20 protein-coding genes are annotated in these 19455 nt (G+C 66.7%); 12 read left to right on the forward strand and 8 right to left on the reverse strand.

The annotated features are described in order from the left end of the window. Positions 1-8: 8 nt before the first annotated feature. On the reverse strand, positions 9-1298 hold the full coding sequence (locus KV697_RS09040) for an adenylosuccinate synthase (RefSeq protein ID WP_219020974.1): 1290 nt from the start codon (positions 1296-1298) through the stop codon (positions 9-11). A 112-nt stretch (positions 1299-1410) separates the two neighbouring features. After that, positions 1411-2517 (reverse strand): ATP phosphoribosyltransferase regulatory subunit, encoded by a 1107-nt coding sequence (locus KV697_RS09045; protein WP_219020975.1) that lies wholly within the window; start codon positions 2515-2517, stop codon positions 1411-1413. Positions 2518-2755: 238 nt separating this feature from the next. Between KV697_RS09045 and KV697_RS09050 the strand changes: the two genes are divergently transcribed. Next, complete coding sequence (locus KV697_RS09050) at positions 2756-3604, forward strand: hypothetical protein (protein ID WP_219020976.1); 849 nt, start codon at positions 2756-2758, stop codon at positions 3602-3604. A 114-nt stretch (positions 3605-3718) separates the two neighbouring features. Beyond that, on the forward strand, positions 3719-3931 hold the full coding sequence (locus KV697_RS09055) for a hypothetical protein (protein ID WP_219020977.1): 213 nt from the start codon (positions 3719-3721) through the stop codon (positions 3929-3931). Between the two features lie 69 nt (positions 3932-4000). On the opposite strand, the gene serA is transcribed toward KV697_RS09055, so the two are convergent. Beyond that, positions 4001-5578, reverse strand: coding sequence for a phosphoglycerate dehydrogenase (gene serA, locus KV697_RS09060; protein WP_219020978.1), 1578 nt, complete (start codon positions 5576-5578; stop codon positions 4001-4003). An 81-nt stretch (positions 5579-5659) separates the two neighbouring features. After that, positions 5660-6817 carry a phosphoserine transaminase gene (locus KV697_RS09065; protein ID WP_219020979.1) on the reverse strand — a complete coding sequence of 386 codons (1158 nt, stop codon included), beginning with the start codon at positions 6815-6817 and terminating at the stop codon, positions 5660-5662. Between the two features lie 306 nt (positions 6818-7123). Here KV697_RS09065 and KV697_RS09070 point away from each other — a divergent pair, with 306 nt between their 5' ends. Genes KV697_RS09070 through KV697_RS09085 form a run of 4 tightly spaced genes read left to right on the forward strand, consistent with a single transcriptional unit; the run spans position 7124 to position 9477 of the window. Then, positions 7124-7630, forward strand: coding sequence for a DUF2975 domain-containing protein (locus KV697_RS09070; protein WP_219020980.1), 507 nt, complete (start codon positions 7124-7126; stop codon positions 7628-7630). Then, complete coding sequence (locus KV697_RS09075; protein WP_219020981.1) at positions 7630-7851, forward strand: helix-turn-helix domain-containing protein; 222 nt, start codon at positions 7630-7632, stop codon at positions 7849-7851. The genes KV697_RS09070 and KV697_RS09075 overlap by 1 nt, the downstream gene beginning before the upstream one ends. A 42-nt stretch (positions 7852-7893) precedes the next feature. Then, positions 7894-8556, forward strand: coding sequence for an extensin family protein (locus KV697_RS09080; RefSeq protein ID WP_219020982.1), 663 nt, complete (start codon positions 7894-7896; stop codon positions 8554-8556). A 33-nt stretch (positions 8557-8589) separates the two neighbouring features. Continuing rightward, positions 8590-9477 (forward strand): LOG family protein, encoded by an 888-nt coding sequence (locus KV697_RS09085; RefSeq protein ID WP_042490639.1) that lies wholly within the window; start codon positions 8590-8592, stop codon positions 9475-9477. Between the two features lie 129 nt (positions 9478-9606). Here the strand turns inward: KV697_RS09085 and KV697_RS09090 are convergent, their stop codons facing one another. Continuing rightward, entirely contained in the window at positions 9607-10056 is a 450-nt protein-coding gene (locus KV697_RS09090) for a hypothetical protein (RefSeq protein ID WP_219020983.1), read from the reverse strand. Between the two features lie 114 nt (positions 10057-10170). On the opposite strand from KV697_RS09090, the gene KV697_RS09095 reads away from it, so the two are divergent. Genes KV697_RS09095 through KV697_RS09110 form a run of 4 tightly spaced genes read left to right on the forward strand, consistent with a single transcriptional unit; the run spans position 10171 to position 13948 of the window. After that, a complete protein-coding gene (locus KV697_RS09095) occupies positions 10171-11517 on the forward strand; it encodes a M48 family metalloprotease (protein WP_219020984.1) in 1347 nt (448 codons plus the stop codon). Further along, complete coding sequence (locus KV697_RS09100) at positions 11517-12224, forward strand: DsbA family protein (RefSeq protein ID WP_219020985.1); 708 nt, start codon at positions 11517-11519, stop codon at positions 12222-12224. Before KV697_RS09095 ends, KV697_RS09100 begins: the two co-directional genes overlap by 1 nt. 33 nt (positions 12225-12257) lie before the next feature. After that, positions 12258-13190: an ABC transporter ATP-binding protein gene (locus KV697_RS09105; RefSeq protein ID WP_219020986.1), complete on the forward strand. Its 933-nt coding sequence runs from the start codon at positions 12258-12260 to the stop codon at positions 13188-13190. After that, a complete protein-coding gene (locus tag KV697_RS09110; RefSeq protein ID WP_058745464.1) occupies positions 13187-13948 on the forward strand; it encodes an ABC transporter permease in 762 nt (253 codons plus the stop codon). The genes KV697_RS09105 and KV697_RS09110 overlap by 4 nt, the downstream gene beginning before the upstream one ends. Positions 13949-14096: 148 nt before the next feature. Here the strand turns inward: KV697_RS09110 and KV697_RS09115 are convergent, their stop codons facing one another. Both KV697_RS09115 and glpX read right to left on the reverse strand, forming a co-directional pair. Next, on the reverse strand, positions 14097-14822 hold the full coding sequence (locus tag KV697_RS09115) for a CPBP family intramembrane glutamic endopeptidase (protein ID WP_219020987.1): 726 nt from the start codon (positions 14820-14822) through the stop codon (positions 14097-14099). A 221-nt stretch (positions 14823-15043) separates the two neighbouring features. Further along, positions 15044-16018, reverse strand: a complete 975-nt coding sequence (gene glpX, locus KV697_RS09120; protein WP_219020988.1) for a class II fructose-bisphosphatase — start codon at positions 16016-16018, stop codon at positions 15044-15046. 159 nt (positions 16019-16177) lie between these two features. Between glpX and KV697_RS09125 the strand changes: the two genes are divergently transcribed. Next, positions 16178-16933, forward strand: a complete 756-nt coding sequence (locus KV697_RS09125; protein WP_219020989.1) for an ATP-binding cassette domain-containing protein — start codon at positions 16178-16180, stop codon at positions 16931-16933. Next, complete coding sequence (locus KV697_RS09130) at positions 16930-18471, forward strand: glycine betaine ABC transporter substrate-binding protein (RefSeq protein WP_219020990.1); 1542 nt, start codon at positions 16930-16932, stop codon at positions 18469-18471. The genes KV697_RS09125 and KV697_RS09130 overlap by 4 nt, the downstream gene beginning before the upstream one ends. Before the next feature lie 156 nt (positions 18472-18627). Here the strand turns inward: KV697_RS09130 and dapD are convergent, their stop codons facing one another. After that, complete coding sequence (gene dapD / locus KV697_RS09135; RefSeq protein WP_219020991.1) at positions 18628-19455, reverse strand: 2,3,4,5-tetrahydropyridine-2,6-dicarboxylate N-succinyltransferase; 828 nt, start codon at positions 19453-19455, stop codon at positions 18628-18630.

The following is a 19455-nucleotide window of genomic DNA, read 5'->3' on the forward strand; positions in this document are numbered from 1 at the left end:
CTCTAAGATCAATCCGCGAAGGGATCGCGAACCAGGATCGTATCCTCGCGCTCCGGGCTGGTCGACACCAGCGCCACGGGGCAGCGGATCAACTCCTCGATCCGCCGGATATACTTGATCGCCTGGGCGGGCAGATCGGCCCAGCTCCGCGCACCCGCCGTCGATTCCTGCCAGCCTTCCATCGTCTCATAGACGGGGACAACCTTGGCCTGATCCGCCGCATGGGTCGGATAATAGTCGAGCGTCTCGTCGCCCAGCTTGTAGCCGACGCAGATCTTCACCTCGTCGAACCCGTCGAGCACGTCGATCTTGGTCAGCGCGATGCCGGTGATGCCGCCGACCGCTGCCGACTGGCGCACCAGCACCGAGTCGAACCAGCCGCAGCGGCGCTTGCGGCCGGTGACGGTGCCGAACTCATGACCGCGCTCGCCCAGACGCTGGCCGGTCTCGTCCTCCAGCTCGGTCGGGAACGGGCCCGAGCCGACGCGGGTGGTGTACGCCTTGGCGATGCCCAGCACGAAGCCGACGCCCGACGGCCCCAGGCCCGAACCACCCGCCGCCGCACCCGCGATGGTGTTGGAGGAGGTGACGAAGGGATAGGTGCCATGGTCGATGTCGAGCAGCACGCCCTGCGCACCCTCGAACAGGATGCGCTTGCCGCCGCTGCGCGCCTCGTTGAGATCGCGCCACACCGGCTTGGCGAAGGGCAGGACGAAGGCCGCGATCTCGCGCAGATCGGCCAGCAGCCGCTCGCGATCGACCGGCGGCTCGCCGAACCCGGCGCGCAGCGCGTCGTGATGCGCGCAAAGCCGGTCGAGCTGCGGGCCAAGGTCGTCCAGATGCGCCAGGTCGCACACGCGGATCGCGCGGCGGCCGACCTTGTCCTCATAAGCCGGGCCGATACCGCGCCGCGTCGTACCGATCTTGCCCGCGCCGCTGGCGTCCTCGCGCAGACCGTCCAGATCGCGGTGGATCGGCAGGATCAGCGGGCAGTTGTCGGCGATGCGCAGCGTTTCGGGGCTGGCATAGACGCCCTGCTCGCCCAGACGCTCGATCTCGGCCTTCAAAGCCCAGGGGTCGAGGACGACGCCGTTGCCGATGACGCTGGGAGTACCCCGCACGATGCCCGAGGGGAGGAGCGACAGCTTGTAGACATTCTCGCCGACGACCAGCGTGTGACCGGCATTATGCCCGCCCTGAAAGCGGACGACCATGTCGGCGCGCTCGGCCAGCCAGTCGACGATCTTGCCCTTGCCTTCGTCGCCCCATTGCGCGCCGATGACTGCTACATTTGCCATGGATGCTATGCTCCGCCTGCCGGACGGACCCCATGCGCCCTTCGACAGGACTCGGCGCGAGGGGGTTTCCAATGATGTGCGGGGCGCGCCTAGCGGGACGCGGCCCCGTATGTCAACCGGCGATGGCGCGCGGCTGGCCGTTGTCGAGGATATGGGTGCAGAGCTGCGCCTCGGGTGTGTCGCCCGCCTCCAGCGCCTGCACCGTCACCCAGCCCTGCGTACGCAGGCTGGCACCCGTCGCGGGCGCGGTGCCGAAGGGCAGGAACAGCCGCCGCCGCTCGGTTGGTGGCGCGGTGGCGACGATCGCGTCGGCATAGAGCGAGAAGCCGGTGGCCTTCTCCTCCGCGCCGTCTTCGTGGAAGATCGTATAGGTGCCGCCACGCCCAACCTCGCGCGGGGGGCCCGCGACGAAGAGCGAAAAGCCCAGCCAGCTCTGGAACTCGAAGCCATGCCGCTCGGTCGGGTCGAGCGTCATCGACACCCCCTCGCCCAAAGCGGCGGCAATCGCCTCCAGCGCGTCGAGACGGCTGGCGAGAACACCCTGGGTGTCGAAGGCGCGCAGCCGCTCCATCGCGGTCGCGAACGGCCCGGCCGCCTCGACCAGCGGCAGATAGTCCGGCGCGATCGCCGCGACCCCGCCCGCATCCTTGGCATCCAGCCGATCGCGCAGCGCCGCCACCTGATCGGCCGCGACAGGCAGCGGCCCGGCAGCCAGCAGGTCGACCAGATCGGGCAGCGTGAAGTCGATCGAAATGCCGGTCGTCCCCGCGGCGACCAAAGCCTCCACCGCCACGCGCACCACTTCGGTGGCGGCGGCGGTCGAGTCGAGGCCAATGAGCTCCGCCCCGATCTGCCGCCACTCACGCGCGGGCGCCAGCTCGGAGCCGCGCAGGCGGACGACCGTACCCGCATAGGAGAGGCGCACCGGGCGCGGGTGGTGGCCCATGCGGGTGGCCGCGATCCGCGCCACCTGCGCGGTCAGGTCAGGCCGGATGGCGAGCGTGCGCTGCGACACCGGATCGACGAAGCGCACCGCATCATGCAAGCCGCCCGCCTTCAACCGCGATCCCAGCGCCTCGGCAAACTCGATCGACGGCGGATCGGCGCGCTCATAGCCATGCAGCCGTGCCGCCTCCAGCACCCGCGCCTCCACCGAGGCGGCGGCATCGGCATAGGGGGGAAGACGGTCGTGATAGCCTTCGGGAAGGAGCGCGGTCATCGGGCATTGTCCTTGAAGCATGCACGGTCGGATGTGGGGAAGCGGATCACGCGCAAAAAACCCTGTCGTTCGATCGTCGGCCTGCGACGGATGGGTTTCGTGATTGGTCACTAAGGCCTGCGGCGTCAACCGCGATTGCCCCTCGCTTTTCTCGTTACGCATGCAACCCCTTGGCCACCCAACGCTTTCGCATCTGTTGGCGCAACGATGATAGATAGCCGCCGACCCAAGGAGGAGCATGTTGAAAACCACCGACTACGGCCTTCCCGATCCATCGGGGCTGCTGCCCGCGCGGCCCATCAAGGTACGGCGGGCAGGATTTGCCGATCATTACAGGCTGCTGGTGTTCAGCATCCTGCTGGGTTTCGGCGCGCTTGCCGTCGTCGCCACGATCTGGCCGGGACTCTATGCCGATTACCGCATCCTGCGCGCGCCCGTCGAGGTGCCGCAAGCCTCGATGGTCGATGGCGAATGCCGGATGCGAAAGTTCAGTGTCCATTGCGACGCGACCATCGCCTATCCCCGCGACGGCGTGATCCAGTCGCGGGCGGTCAACTTCTCCTACCTGGCGTTCAGCAACGAGGATCGCGAAACGCGGATCGTCGCCGAGCGTGGCAATCCCGACAATATCACCCTGTCGCTGGCGATCGACGAGTTCTGGAACCGCTTCCTCGGCTCGCTGCTGGTCGTGGTGGTCTTTGCGCTGTTTTCGGTCCTGATGATGCGACGCTTCCTGCATCAGTCGGCATCGATCAAGGCGATGCGCCACCCGGCGCCTCTTCGGCCGGTCTGGGCGCGGATCACCCAGCGTACGGACAAGAAGGACCGGAGCCGGATCACCTATGCGCCGATCGACCCGGCCATGACCGGCAAGGCGATCGCCAGCGGTTTCGCCAAAGACGAGCGCCCCTGGACCCATTACGACGCCACTCAGGATGAGACCTTCACGCTGGCCGTCGTGCATCCCGATGCGGCGCTGCCGGTTCTGCTCGACGAGCGTCTGGACAGACTGGACCTGACGCCAGACGAAGCAGACGCGATCCGTGCGCGTCGTGATGCGCTGCTTCCGCAGGCCCCCGTCGCTTAAGGCACGAGTGGCGGGACGATAGAAGGTCCCGCCCTTCCGTCCGGGACCATGACCGTCGCGCGGTTCGCCGAACCATGCTATCCTGCAGACGTCTGAATCGCCTGAGGATCGCCCATGCCGATCAAGGATCTGACCGGCCCACCCCGCATGACCGATGCGGAGCGGGAAGAGATACGAGCCGCGATAACCGCGATTTTTGCGGCGGGTGGCCGTCCGCCGCCCAAATTCCCGCCGCTGCGTCGCGACGATGGACTCGAACCCATAGAGCCGCCATCGGGTCCTTCTCCGCGCCCCCTTCTCGGCGGAGCGGAAGCGACGCTCGACTGACCGCAAACCAAAAGGGGCCGGATGCCTTTTGGCACCCGACCCCTTTGCCGAAAATCCAACCCTATCGGATCAGAACACCAGGCCCATCGCGGTCTTCACGCCCGGCAGCGCCTTGACCTTGGCCAGCAGCTCCGCATCCACCGCCTCGTCGACCGAGAGCAGCAGGACCGCCTCGCCGCCCGCCGAGCGGCGGCCTAGGTGGAAGGTGCCGATATTGACGCCCGCCTCGCCCAGCGTGGTGCCGAGACGACCGATGAAGCCGGGGGCGTCCTCGTTGACGACATAGAGCATCGGACCGGCCAGATCGGCCTCGACCTTGATGCCGAACAGTTCGACCAGGCGCGGGGCCTGATCGCCGAACAGCGTACCCGCGACCGAACGCTCGCCGTCCGCCGTCGTCACCGTCACGCGGACCAGCGTGTGGTAATCGCCCTCGCGGTCATGGCGAACTTCACGCACGTCGAGCCCGCGCTCCTTGGCGAGGAACGGCGCATTGACCATGTTCACCGTGTCCGAATGGACGCGCATGAAGCCCGCCAGCACGGCGCCCGTGATCGGCTTGAGGTTGAGCGCGGCGGCCGCGCCCTCCGCCTCGATCGCGATACCCGTCACCGCGCCGTGCGACAGCTGGCCGACCAGCGAACCCAGCTTTTCCGCCAACGCCATGTAGGGCTTCAGCTTGGGCGCTTCCTCGGCGGTCAGGCTGGGCATGTTGAGCGCGTTGGTGACGCCGCCCGAGACCAGGAAATCGGCCAGCTGCTCGGCGACCTGGATCGCGACATTGACCTGCGCTTCGGTGGTCGACGCGCCCAGATGCGGCGTCGAGATGAAGTTGGGCGTGCCGAACAGCGGGCTTTCCTTGGCCGGTTCGACCTTGAACACGTCGAGCGCCGCGCCGCCGATATGGCCCGAGTCGAGACCCGCCTTCAGCGCCTCCTCGTCGATCAGGCCGCCGCGCGCGCAGTTGATGATGCGCACGCCCTTCTTGGTCTTGGCGAGGTTCTCGGCCGACAGGATGTTGCGGGTCTGGTCGGTCAGCGGCGTGTGCAGCGTGATGAAATCGGCGCGCGCCAGCAGCTCGTCCAGCGTCACCTTCTCGACGCCCATTTCCAGTGCGCGCTCGGGCGTCAGGAACGGGTCGAAGGCGACGACCTTCATGCGAAGCCCCAGCGCGCGGTCGGCGACGATCGAGCCGATATTGCCCGCACCGATCAGGCCCAGCGTCTTGGACGTCAGCTCGACACCCATGAAGCGGTTCTTCTCCCACTTGCCGGCCTGCGTCGAGGCATCGGCCTCGGGCAGCTGGCGGGCGAGCGCGAACATCAGCGCGATGGCGTGTTCGGCGGTGGTGATCGAGTTGCCGAACGGCGTGTTCATCACCACCACGCCCTTGGCGCTGGCGGCGGGGATGTCGACGTTATCGACGCCGATCCCAGCGCGGCCGACGACCTTCAGGTTGGTCGCATGCTCCAGAATGTCCTTGGTCACCTTGGTCGAGCTGCGGATCGCCAGGCCGTCATATTCGCCGATGATTGCCTTCAGCTCGTCGGGCGTCTTGCCGGTGATTTCGTCGACCTCGACCCCGCGCTCGCGGAAGATCTGGGCGGCCTTGGGGTCCATTTTGTCGCTGATGAGAACTTTGGGCATGGTTCACCTCGTCACCCCAGGCTGGCCGGGGTTGTGGAATGGGGAAGGTCCCCGGCACGCTGGCCGGGGCAAGGATAAGGATCAGGCCGCCTTGGCGGTGGCGTAGGCCCAGTCGAGCCAGGGGCCGAGCGCCTCGATATCGGCGGTTTCGACCGTGGCGCCGCACCAGATGCGCAGGCCGGCGGGCGCGTCGCGGTAGCCCGCCACGTCATAGGCCGCGCCTTCCGCTTCGAGCAGCGAGGCCATCTTCTTGATGAGCGCCTCGTCCGCGCCCTCGACGGTGAGGCAGACGCTGGTGGTCGAGCGGATCGCCGGATCGGCCGCCAGATGGCCGAGCCAATCGCGCTCCTCGACGATTCGGTTCAACGCCGCCGCATTGGCGTCCGAGCGCTTGACCAGCGCATCCGCGCCGCCCAGCCCCTTGGCCCATTCCAGCGCAAAGATCGCATCCTCGACGGCCAGCATCGACGGCGTGTTGATCGTCTCGCCCTTGAAGACACCCTCGGCCAGCTTGCCCTTCGACACCAGGCGGAAGACCTTGGGCAGCGGCCAGGCGGGGGTGTAGGTTTCGAGACGCTCGACCGCACGCGGGCCGAGGATCAGGACGCCATGCGCGCCCTCGCCGCCCAGCACCTTCTGCCATGAGAAGGTCGCGACATCGATCTTGTCCCAGGGCAGGTCATAGGCGAACACCGCGCTGGTCGCGTCGGCGAAGGACAGGCCTTCACGGTCGTCGGCGATCCAGTCGCCGTTCGGCACGCGCACGCCCGAGGTAGTGCCATTCCAGGTGAAGAGCACGTCGTTCGACCAGTCGACCGCATCCAGGTCCGCGATCTGGCCGTAATCGGCGCGCAGGACGGTGGGGTCGAGCTTCAGCTGCTTGACCGCGTCGGTCACCCAGCCCTCGCCGAAGCTTTCCCAGGCGAGCGTGGTGACGGGGCGCGCGCCCAGCATGGTCCACATCGCCATCTCGAACGCGCCGGTGTCGGAGCCGGGGACGATGCCGATGCGGTGGGTGTCGGGAAGCTTGAGAAGCTCGCGCATCAGGTCGATGCAATATTGCAGCCGCTGCTTGCCGATCTTCGAGCGATGCGAACGGCCGAGGCTGTCCGTCGCGAGCTTTGCCGCGTCCCAACCGGGAGGCTTGGCGCAGGGGCCGCTGGAAAAATAGGGACGCGCCGGTTTGGTGGCGGGCTTCGCAGGCGCAAGAGTGGAGTCGGCAGCAGTCGTATCAGTCATTTAAGACTCTCCTCACAGAGAGCACGCGCGGCGTTGGGACCGCGTGGCCCGTCGACGGCCCTAGCGATGTCGAACGAAGATGACAACCACAATCGCGATGACGCAATTTTGCATACGCCACATGGCTTGAGGCGGCGGTTTCGGAACGTCCGGCCGCTTCACCCTGTACCGCCCAGATACGCATGGCCGGCTCCAGCCGATCGTTCCAATCCGTTCACATATTGTTTTTCAATAAATATGTTGCACGATATTCAATATTTATTTATCGAATAGCAATATTCTCAAGAGATGGAGGACGAGACTGCCATGACACGCTTCGCCAGTCATATCAGCACACTGCTCTATGCTGTTCTGCTCGCCATTCTGGCATTCGTCACCGCCGTCATCCTGGCGTCGGTTGGGGTGCTGATCGTCGATGCGATCTCGCCCGGCGCGCTGGGGGTGGTGCACATCAATGCACAGGCATTGGACATGAAGACCCCCGGCGTGGTCGCCGCCGCGCTGGCGGTCATGCTGATGGTGCTCGCTCTGGCCTGGGCTGCGCTGCTGCCCCTCATCCAGATGCTGCGCAGCACGGCGGCGGGCGCGCCCTTCACCCTCGCCAACGTCAGGCGGCTGAACTGGATCGCGGGCACCATCGCGGTCGCTTATTTGCTACAATTCGTGTTGCCCCCTATCCTGCCCTTCGACGCGCAGGGCATGGTCAAGCCGATGGGCGTGGACGGCGTTTTCGCGATCCTGCTGACCCTGGTGCTGGCGCAGATCTTCCGCGAGGGCGTGCGCCTGCGCGAGGATGCGGAAGGGACCATCTGATGGCGATCCGCATCAATCTCGACCGGCTGCTGCTCGACCGGCGCATGTCGCTGACCGAACTGGCCGAGCGGGTCGACCTGACGCTGGCCAATCTGTCGATCCTGAAGACCGGCAAGGCGCGCGCCATCCGCTTCACCACGCTCGATGCGATCTGCACCGCGCTCGACTGTCAGCCGGGCGACATATTGGAGCATGTCGCAGGCACGCCTCCGCATGACTGATCGGGGCTGACAAAAGCGAAACGGCGAGGAACAAGGGGCCGCATGGTTCGCGTCCCCTTGTTTCTCGTCATTCCGATTCTGGGGGCCTCGCTCCTCTCCGCCTGCGGCCGTCCCGACCGGCCCGTCCAGCAGGCCGCCCGCCCCGAACCCTATCGCCCGCCGATCCGCGAGACCGCGCAGTGCGAGGCCGATCTACGGCGCGAGGGGGTGGATTATCGCCGCCTGCCCGACAAGGACCTCGGCCCCGGCTGTGGCCTCTACGGCGCGGTGCAGCTGACCGATATCGGCGTGCCCGTCACCGGCGTCACCGCGATGCGATGCGGCAATGCGCGCGCCTTTGCCGGATGGGTGCGCAACGCCGTCGCGCCCGCCGCCTGGCAGATCCTGGGCTCGCCGCTCGCCAAGGTCGAGGGGATGGGCACCTATGCCTGTCGCAACATCGTCGGGACCAAGCGGATCGGCGACCGGCGTTCGGGCCATGCGCTGGCCAACGCGGTGGATGTCGGCGGCTTCGTGCTGAAGGACGGGCGGCGGATCACGCTGCTGAACGACTGGTATTCCGCCGATCCGCAGGTGCGGCAATTCTGGACCGTCATCCGCGCCTCCGCCTGCAAGCGCTTCGGTACGGTGCTCAGCCCCGACTATAACGCGGCGCACCGCAATCACCTGCATCTGGAGGACGATGCCGCGCATTTTTGCCGGTAGCGCGAGGGGCGGCGATCCCCTACATCTTCCAAAATGACCGATAAAACCCAAGTACCGAACCGCGTCTTCCCTAATGCCAGCCAGGACGCCGAGAGCGCCAAGACGATCGTCTCGACGCCGCAGACCGAAAGCCCCGCTTACACGCTGGCCTTTCAGGACATGGACTTCCTGCTACGCGAAGACCTTCGTCCCGTCCGTTTTCAGCTGGAACTGCTAAAGGCGCAGCTGTTGCTCGAAGAGGCCAAGATCGCCTCGACCTTCGTCTTCTATGGCTCGGCGCGCATCCCCGAGCCCGCCAAGGCCGAGGCGCTGCTGGCGCTGGCGCATGACGACAAGTCGCGCAAGATCGCCGAGAATCTCGTCGCCAAGAGCAAGTACTACGACATCGCGCGCGAGCTGGCGCAGATCACCAGCCGCCTGCCCCGCGACGATCGCGGGATGCGCCAGTTCGTGGTGTGCTCGGGCGGTGGCCCGTCGATCATGGAAGCCGCCAATCGCGGTGCGGCTGACGTGGGCGCCGAGTCGGTGGGCCTGAACATCGTCCTGCCGCACGAGCAGGCGCCCAACCCCTATGTCACGCCGTCGCTGAGCCTGCAGTTCCACTATTTCGCGCTGCGCAAGATGCACTTCCTGCTGCACGCGCGTGCGCTGGCGGCCTTCCCCGGCGGCTTCGGCACGTTCGACGAGCTGTTCGAGCTGCTGACCCTGATCCAGACGGGCAAAATCCAGCCGATTCCCGTCCTGCTGTTCGGCCGCGCTTTCTGGGAACGCGTCGTCAATTTCGAGGCGCTGGTCGAGGAAGGCGTGGTGTCCGAGCGCGATCTCGGCATCTTCACCTATGTCGAGACCGCCGAAGAGGCGTGGGACGTGGTCCGCAACTTCTACGAGGAACGCGCCCGCAAGGAAGCCGAACAGGCCTAACGCCGGTCGATTTGCAAAGCCCGTCTTCGCAAGAAGGCGGGCTTTTTTCCTATTCCTCCCCTGCAAGGGGAGGGACCAGCGAAGCTGGTGGAGGGGTGTCCCGCTCTCGATAGGGGCGACACCCCTCCGTCAGGCCTTCGGCCCGCCACCTCCCCTGCCAGGGGAGGAATAATTGTCGTGTGAACCCTTCCCCGCCATCGCCCGCGACGCGGTACATAGCTTGCGGCTTGCCTCCTGCGGCACGGGCACCGCCACACTTGCCCCCTTCGCCGCATCGCGAAAGGCGAACAGGCGGAAGTCGTGGCCGATGCCGCCCTTCTCGACCCAGACCAGCCACAGGTCGCGCACGCGGTAGGCGCGCAGGAAGCGCACGCGCGGCGGGGCGTTCGGCGGCACCACGTCCGAGGCATTGAACGGCGCCCCCGCCTCGGCGATCGGCTGTCCGACCGATGCGAGCAACGCATCATGCACCGGCGTGGGCAGGTCCGCCATGCGCTTGGTCGCGGGCCGGGCGCCGGGAATGGCGCAGGACGGCAAGGCGGGCATCGGGGAAACCTGTCCGGTATCGATCATCAGCATGGCCGCGCCACCCTTTTCGTTCGCCGGGCGTTCAGCCGCCCGGTGTCAGAGGCAATAACTATCACCGCCGCAAACCCGGTTGTCTACCACGGCCGACCCGTCGATAGAGGAAGCATGAAGCGTCTGATCGCCGCCTTCGCCGTTACGATCCTGGTCTGGGCGCAGCCGTCCGCCGCGCAGTCGATCCTGCGCGATGCCGAAACCGAATCGCTGTTCGCCGAGATGTCCGCGCCGATGATCAAGGCCGCCGGGCTGTCGCCGCGCGACGTGAAGATCGTCCTCATCAACGACGATTCGATCAACGCCTTCGTCGCGGGCGGGCAGATCGTCTATGTCCATTCGGGGCTGCTCCAGGCGGCGGACAATGTGAACGAGGTGCAGGGCGTCGTCGCGCACGAGCTGGGCCATATCGCCGACGGCCATGTCATCCTGGGCGAACAGGCGATGAAGCCCGCGATGAAGATGCAGCTGCTTTCGATGGTGCTGGGTCTGGCCACGGTGGCGCTGGGCGGTGGTGCGGCGGGCATGGGCGTGATGGCGGCGGGGCAGCAGGCGGCGATGAGCAACGTCCTCGCCTTCAGCCGCAACCAGGAGTCGGCGGCCGATGCGGCGGGTGCGCGCTACCTCACCACGGCGGGCGTCACCGGCAAGGGGATGCTGAGCTTCTTCAAGAAATTGCAGAACCAGCAATATCGCTATGGCTACACCAATATCGATCCGTTCGCGCAGACCCACCCGCTGTCGTCGGTGCGCATCCAGTCGCTGACCGCCGATCTCCAGGCCTCGCCCGCCTGGAACAAGCCGATCGACGCCAAGCTGCAGGAGCGGTTCCTGCGGGTGAAGGCCAAGCTGTTCGGCTATGTCTCGCCGCCCGAGACGACGCTCAGCAAATATCCCGAGAGCGATCAGTCGGTCTACGCGCATTACGCGCGCGCCTATGCCTATCATAAGGCCGCCTATCCCGACAAAGCCGAGGCGGAGGCAGCCGCGCTGATCGCCAAGGACCCCAAGGACCCCTATTTCGAGGAAATCCAGGGCCAGATCCTGCTTGAATCGGGCAAGCCGCTAGAAGCGCTGGCGCCATTACGCGCCGCGACCATCGGCTCGGGCCAGAACGCGCTGATCGCCACGACCTTCGGCCATGCGCTGATCGCGACCGAGGACAAGCGCAACCTGCCCGAGGCGGTGAAGGTGCTGAAGGTCGCGGTCCAGCGCGACGAGGACAATCCCTTTGCCTGGGTCCAGCTGGGCACCGCCTATGAACAGATGGGCGACGAACCCCGCGCCGCGCTCGCCACCGCCGAACGGGCGAGCATGATGGGCGACACACGCACTGCCATCCAGAGCGCCCGCTATGCGATGGCCAATCTCACTCCCAATACGTCCGAATGGATTCGGGCGCAGGATATCGCCATGACCTCTACCGACGCCGCCGCCAGTTCCAAGAAGAAGCGCCGCTGATGGGCCTGAAGACACTGGCCGCCGTCGCGGTCCTGGGTGGCCTGGTCGGTGGCGGCACCGCCTTGGCGCTCGCCCCGATTATTGCGCCGAATGCCGCTTCGGGCGACAGCGTGCGCGCCTATCTGCTCGACCATCCTGAAGTTATTCCCGAGGCGATGCAGCGGTTGCAGGACCGTGAACAGGGCAAGGCGGTGGCCGCGATCGGCGGCGACCTGACCAAGCCGTTCGGCAATGCCTATACCGGCAACCCGAAGGGCGATGTCACGCTGGTCGAGTTCTACGACTATAATTGCGGCTATTGCCGGGCCAGCCTGCCGCTGTTGACGCAGTTGACCCAGGCCGATCCGAAACTGCGCATCGTCTATCGCGAGCTGCCGATCCTGGCGCCGTCGAGCAGGGCGGCGGCGCGCGCCAGCCTGCTCGCCGCATCGCAGGGCAAGTTCGCCGCCTTCCACGATGCGCTCTACGCCGGGGGCCCGGTCAGCGACGCGACCATCGCCGCCGCCGCCGCCAAGGCGGGCGTCGATATGAGCAAGATGGCCGCCTTCCAGCCCCAGGCCGATGCCGAGATCGCCCGCAATATGCAGGCCGCCGGGCGGCTGGGCCTGACCGGCACGCCGAGCTGGATCGTCGGCAACCGCATCCTGTCGGGCGCGTTGCCGCTGGAAGAATTGCAAAAGGCCGTCGCCGAAGCGCGAAACCGTTGATAAGGCGGCGGTCTTCCAACGGGGGACTGCCGCATGACCGACCCGATCCTGTCCGTCGAGGGCGTGACCAAAACCTATAAGGGCGGGTTCACCGCCCTCCAGCCGGTCGATCTGAGCATCCGGCGCGGCGAGATTTTTGCGCTGCTGGGACCGAATGGCGCGGGCAAGACGACGCTGATCTCGATCGTCTGCGGCATCGTCACGCCCTCCGCCGGGACCATCCGGGTCGACGGGCATGACGCGCTGCGCGATTACAAGGGCGCACGCCGCAAGATCGGACTGGTGCCGCAGGAATTGTCGGTCGACATGTTCGAGCGTGTCATCGACACGGTCAATTTCAGCCGGGGCCTGTTCGGGCGCGCCCCCAACCCCGCCTATGTCGAGCAGGTGCTGCGCGACCTGTCGCTGTGGGACAAGCGCCATGCCAAGCTGATGGAATTGTCGGGCGGGATGAAGCGCCGCGTGCTGATCGCCAAGGCGCTGTCCCATGAACCCGACCTGCTCTTCCTCGACGAGCCGACCGCAGGCGTCGATGTCGAATTGCGCCGCGACATGTGGAAGCTGGTCCATGCCTTACGCGAACGCGGCGTCACCATCATCCTGACCACGCACTATATCGAAGAGGCCGAGGAGATGGCCGACCGGGTGGGCGTGATCGCCAAGGGCAAGCTGCTCCTGGTCGAGGAAAAGGCCGAGATGATGAAGAAGCTCGGCAAGCGCGAGATGGTGCTGACGCTGGCCGAGCCGATGGCGACGATCCCGCCCGAACTGGCCGAATGGAACCTGACACTGGAGGACGAGGGCAAGCGCCTGCGCTACATCTTCGACGCGCGCGCCGAGCATACCGGCATCCCATCGCTGCTGCGCAAGCTGGGCGACAGCGGCATCGGCTTCGTCGATCTGGAAACCTATAAATCCTCGCTGGAGGATATCTTCGTCGATCTGGTCGAGGGGACACGCGCATGAACCTGCATGGCATCTGGTCGATCTATCGCTTCGAAATGGCGCGGTTCCGGCGGACGGTGTGGACCAGCCTGATGGTGCCGGTCATCACCACGACCCTCTATTTCGTGGTGTTCGGCACCGCGATCGGCTCGGCGATGAACCAGGTTTCGGGCGTGCCCTACGGCGCATTCATCGTGCCGGGCCTCATGCTGCTGTCGATCTTTTCGGAGAGCATCCTGAACGCGAGCCTGGGCATCTACATGCCGAAGTTCACGGGGACGATGTACGAAATCCTCTCCGCCCCCTTGTCACCCATCGAGACGGTGCTGGGCTATGTCGGCGCGGCGGCCAGCAAGTCGATGGTGATCGGCCTCGTCATCCTCGCCACCGCCCATCTGTTCGTCGACCTGACGATCCTGCACCCGGTCGCGATGCTCTTCTACCTGCTCTTGGTCGCGGTGACCTTCTCGCTGTTCGGCTTTGCCATCGGCATCTGGGCGCGCGGGTTCGAGCAGTTGCAGGTCATCCCGCTGCTGATCGTCACGCCGCTGACCTTCCTGGGCGGCGCCTTCTACTCGGTGACGATCCTGCCCGAGCCGTGGCGGACGGTGACGTTGTTCAACCCGGTCGTGTATCTCATCAACGGCTTCCGCTGGACCTTTTTCGGCACCTCGGACGTGACGCCGGGGGTCAGTCTGGGGGTGACGGCGCTGTTCCTGCTGGCGTGCCTGGCGTGGATCGGCTGGATCTTCCGCACCGGCTGGCGGCTGAAGAATTAAGCGGCCCAAAATCTACCTGTTCCCCGGCGAAGGCCGGGGCCCAGGTGCAGTGAGCTATCGAGGATGTCTGGCTTTTGCCTCCCCCTCGCCGTTCCGACGCACCATGAACTTTGCCGCAACTGGGCCCCGGCCTTCGCCGGGGAACAGGTCACTTTCTGAGCACCCCGCCCAGCACCGGCGTCACCACCAACCCGTTCAGGTCCACCAGCACATGGACCAGCATTACCACCCACAGGCTGCCGGTCATCAAGTAAAGACCGGTCATCACCGCCCCCAGCGCGGTGGTGGCGACCACGCCGACCCAGCCCTGATAACGGTGCATCGCCCCGAACAGGATCAGCGAGGCGAGAAAGCCGATCCCCGCCTGCCCCGTCGCCATCGCGACCAGCAGCGGCAGATAGAGGCGGAAGAACGCCTCCTCCGTCACCCCCGCCATGATGCTGAGCGCGGCGGCATATTTCACCTCACGCCGCTCTCGCGGCAGCAGCGCGGAAATATTGCCCAGCGGCTTGCGCTTGCGCAGGCGCGCCAGCACGGCCCCCACGGCCAATCCCCCGATCGCGCCGCCGAGCAGCATCCCCTGCATCGCCTCGCCGCTGTCGAAGATCGGCGGCATGGTTGCAGCGACAGGGGCGAACTCGCCGGGCATCACGACCAGCGCATCGCTCCGGCCGAGCAGCGCCAGCCCGACAAGAACCGGCAACAGGAACGCCAGCGCCGACCGCGCCAGCCACAATCGGAAGCGCATCCGCCGCGAATGGCTGTCGTTCAGCGCGCTGAACCGGCGATACTCGCCCAGATCGCCTTTCTGGAACCACCAGACGCCCGCCAAGGCGGCCAGCAGTAGGAGGGCGGCGGCTAGAGCAGAAGACATCAGGGTAATCCTTCCGTCACGGTCGATCCCTCCTCATCCGCCCCGTTCGCACTGGGCGAAGTCGAAGCGCACGCCCAATGTTCGCGGCTTGGCGATGCGTCATCCCTTGGCCTTCGACTTTGGCGCGGCGCGCCAAAGTTTATCCTGAGCGGCTGGCTTGCCAGCCAGCCGAAGGGCTCAGGCTGAACGGCGGTTTCGGAAAAGACCGTAACATACGAAGATCAAAGCCGATGCTGCCCCTTCACCCAGCGCACCGTACCCGATGAGGCGCGCATGACCACGCTTTCGGTCGTCATGACCTTGAGCCGGCGCTTCACCCCGGCCAGCAGCGAGCCGTCGGTCACGCCGGTCGCCGCGAAGATGCAGTCGCCCTGCGCCAGCTCGGTCAGGTCATATTGCTTGTCGAGATCGGTCACGCCCCATTTGTGCGCCCGCGCCCGCTCGGCATCGTTGCGGAACAGCAGCCGCCCCTTGAACTGCCCGCCGACGCAACGCAGCGCGGCGCAGGCCAGCACCCCCTCGGGTGCACCGCCCGAGCCCATATAGACGTCGATGGTCGTGTCCGGATCGGTCGTCGCGATCACCCCCGCGACATCGCCGTCGCCGATCAGGACGACGCCGCAACCCAAACCGCGCAGTTCGGCGATCAACCCTTCATGACGCGGCCGGTCGAGCACGCAGACCACGATGTCCTTGGCCGCCACGCCCTTGGCCTCGGCGATGGCGCGGATATTGTCGCTGGGGCTGCGGTCCAGATCGATCACACCCGCCGGATAGCCGGGGCCGACCGCGATCTTGTCCATATAGACGTCGGGTGCGTTGAGCAGATGCCCCTTCTCCGCGATCGCCAGCACCGCCAGGCTGTTCGGCCCCGCCTTGGCGCAGATGGTTGTACCCTCCAGCGGATCGAGCGCGATGTCGATCTCGGGGCCGTTGCCGGTGCCGACCTTCTCGCCGATGAACAGCATCGGGGCCTCGTCGCGTTCGCCCTCGCCGATGACGACGGTGCCGTCCATGTCGAGCTCGTTGAGCGCGGCGCGCATCGCCTCGACCGCCGCCGCGTCCGCCGCCTTCTCATCCCCGCGCCCGACCAGCGTCGAGGCCGCGATCGCCGCCGCCTCGGTCACGCGCACCATTTCGAGGACGAGGACACGGTCGAGAACCTGGCTGGCGCTCTGAAGATCGGTCTGGCTCATAAACTCTCCTGCCACTGACGTGCGGCCATGTTGAACATGTTTTACAGCGCCATATCGCGCGTGGCGGCACAGGCATAGCCTGAAAGCCGCGAAGGCGGTGCAGCGAAACGGCACGCCACCGCGTTTGACCCGTTCCCGCTTCCCTCCCAAGATGGCCCCATGCCCAAACCGATGATCGCGCTGGAGAATGTCAGCCGCCGCTACGGCACGATCGCGGCGGTCGACACTGTGTCGTTGACCGTCGAGCGGGGCGCCTTCGTCGCGCTCGTCGGCGCATCGGGATCGGGCAAGTCGACGCTCTTGCGCATGATCAACCGGCTGGAGCAGCCCGATACGGGCCGGGTCCTGATCGACGGACAGGATGTGACCGCCGAGCCCCCGCCCCTGCTCCGTCGCCGGATCGGCTATGTCTTTCAGCAACATGGCCTGTTCCCGCACATGACGGTCGCGGCCAATATCGCCATCGGTCTGCGTATCGCCGGGCGCGATGAGGGCAACCGGGTGGACGAACTGCTCGATCTCGTCGACCTGCCGCGCGACGTGGCGCAGCGTATGCCCGATGCGCTGTCGGGCGGCCAGCGCCAGCGCGTTGCCATCGCCCGCGCGTTGGCGACCGAACCCCCGATTCTGCTGCTCGACGAGGCACTGGGTGCGCTCGATCCGGTCACCCGCGATGCGGTGGCGGGGCGGCTGGTCGAACTGCACCAAAGGCTGGGGCTGACCACCATCCTCGTCACGCATGACATGGCCGAGGCATTGCTGACCGCCGCCCGCGTGCTGGTGATGAAGGCCGGCCGGATCGTCGCCGATGCCCCCCCTGCCCAACTGGTACATGGCGAAGGCGGCAGCACGGCGCAGGAATTGATGGCGGTCCCCCGGCGTCAGGCCGAACGGCTTGCGGCGCTCCGGGCATGAGCCCCTTTCTCGACGCCCTTGCCCGCGTCCCCCCGCTGCTGGCCCAGCATGTGCTGGTCAGCATGGCCGCGCTGCTGCTCGGAATCCTGATCGCGGTGCCGCTGGCCTTTGCCTGCGCGCGGCGGCCAGGGCTGTCGCGCGTGGCGCTGGGCTTCGCCAGCCTGGTGCAGACCGTCCCGGCGCTGGCCTTGCTGGCGCTGTTCTACCCTGTGCTGCTCAGCCTGTCGGGGCTGGTCGGCGGCGGGATACCGGCGCTCGGCTTCCTGCCGTCGCTGCTGGCGCTGACCCTCTATGCGCTGCTGCCGATCCTGCGCAACGGCGTGACGGGGCTGGTCGGCCTCGACCCGGCGGTGTTGCAGGCGGCAGATGCGGTCGGGATGACGCGAGGCCAAAAGCTGCGACTGGTCGAGGCGCCCTTGGTCGCACCGGTGCTGGCGGCGGGTATCCGCACGGCGGCGGTGTGGACGATCGGGGCTGCCACCCTGTCGACGACGGTGGGCCAGCCGAGCTTGGGCGACCTGATCTTTGCGGGCCTTCAGACTCAGGCCTGGGCGCTGGTGCTGGCGGGATGCTTTGCCGCCGCCGCGCTGGCGCTGGTCGTCGACGCGCTGATCGGGCTGATCGAGCGCGGGCTGGCGACACGGCGGCGCTGGATGTGGTTGGGCGGACTGGTTGCGCTGGCACTGGGGATCGCGCTGGCGACCCAGCCGCTCTGGCCGCGCGGTGGCGATGCACGGCGGCAGGTGGTGATCGGGGCGAAGAACTTTTCCGAGCAATATATCCTCGCCCGGCTGATCGGCGACCGGCTGACGCGCGCGGGCTATGATGTCAGCTATCGCGACGGGCTGGGCTCGACCGTGGCGTTCGAGGCGACGGCGGGCGGGCGTGTGGACGTCTATGTCGATTATGCCGGGACCTTGTGGACGACCGCGATGCGTCGGCATGATTCCCCGCCCCGCGCGGCGATGCTGGGTGCGCTGAAGGACTGGGCGGCGACGCGTGATGTCGCGATGCTCGGGCCTCTGGGGTTCGAGAATGCCTATGCCTTTGCGATGAAGGCATCGCTGGCGCAGCGACTGGGGGTGCGGTCGCTCGCCGATCTGTCCGCCGCCGCGCCGCGATTGAAGCTGGGCAGCGACCTGGAGTTTCTCGACCGGCCTGAATGGGCGGCGGTGCGTGACGCCTATGGCCTGCGCTTCGCCAGCATGACGCCGTACAGCCCGACCTTCATGTACCGCGCGCTGGAGAGCGGGCGGGCGGATGTGATCTCCGCCTTTTCCTCCGATGGGCGGATCGCGGCGGACAAGCTGACAGTGCTGAGCGATCCTGGCCATGCTATCCCCGGTTATGACGCGGTGCTGCTGGTGGCGAAGAACCGGGCGGGGGACGCGAAGTTCGTGGACGCGCTGCGGCCGATGCTGAACCGAATTCCGGTCGAGGCGATGCGTGAGGCGAACTACCGGGTGGACCGTGACGATGCGGCGAAGGAAAGCCCGGAGAGGGCGGCGCGGTGGTTGGCGAAACGCCTGGGATTATAAGGAAAACCTCTCCCCACACGGTAAGCCCCTCCCGTAAACGGGAGGGGTTTGGGGAGGGCAAGGAGTCTCACCGAGACCGTCGCCCGTGGCGTTCCCTCCCCCATCCCCTCCCGTTTACGGGAGGGGCGTGCAAAAGATCAGGCGTTCAGCGCCAAATTAGTCGCGCAGCAGGTCGTTGATGCTGGTCTTCGAGCGGGTCTGCGCGTCCACGCGCTTGACGATCACCGCGCAATAGAGGCCCGGCTTGCCGTCCACCGACGGCGTCGTGCCGGGCACCACCACCGAGTAAGGCGGCACATGGCCACGGAAGACTTCGCCCGTCTCGCGGTCGATGATCTTGGTCGAGGCACCCAGATACACGCCCATCGACAGCACCGCGCCCTCGCCGACGCGAACGCCCTCGGCAACTTCGGCACGCGCCCCGATGAACGCGCCATCCTCGATGATGACGGGATCGGCCTGGAGCGGCTCCAGCACGCCGCCGATGCCCGCACCGCCCGACAGATGTACGTTCTTGCCGATCTGCGCGCAGCTGCCCACGGTCGCCCAGGTGTCGACCATCGTGCCCTCACCGACATAGGCGCCGATGTTGACGAAGCTCGGCATCAGGATCGCGCCCTTGGCGACATGGGCGCCGCGCCGCACGACCGATCCGGGCACCGCGCGGAACCCGGCGGCGCGGAAATCGGCTTCCGACCAGCCGCTGAACTTCGACGGCACCTTGTCGAACCAGTAGCCCGCGCCCGGACCATTGTCGATCAGGACATTGTCGTTCAGGCGGAACGACAACAGGACCGCCTTTTTCAGCCACTGGTTGACGGTCCAGCCGCCATGGCCGTCCGGTTCGGCCACGCGCGCTTCACCGCTGTCGAGCAGCGCCAGCGCGCGGTCGACGGCGATGCGCGACTCGCCTTGCGTCGCGAAGTTCAGCTCGGCCCGGTTTTCCCAGGCGGCGTCGATGGTGGCGGCCAGTTCATGTGCCAT

Origin of the sequence: Sphingomonas sanguinis, from assembly GCF_019297835.1 — a bacterium.
Classification (GTDB): domain Bacteria; phylum Pseudomonadota; class Alphaproteobacteria; order Sphingomonadales; family Sphingomonadaceae; genus Sphingomonas; species Sphingomonas sanguinis_D.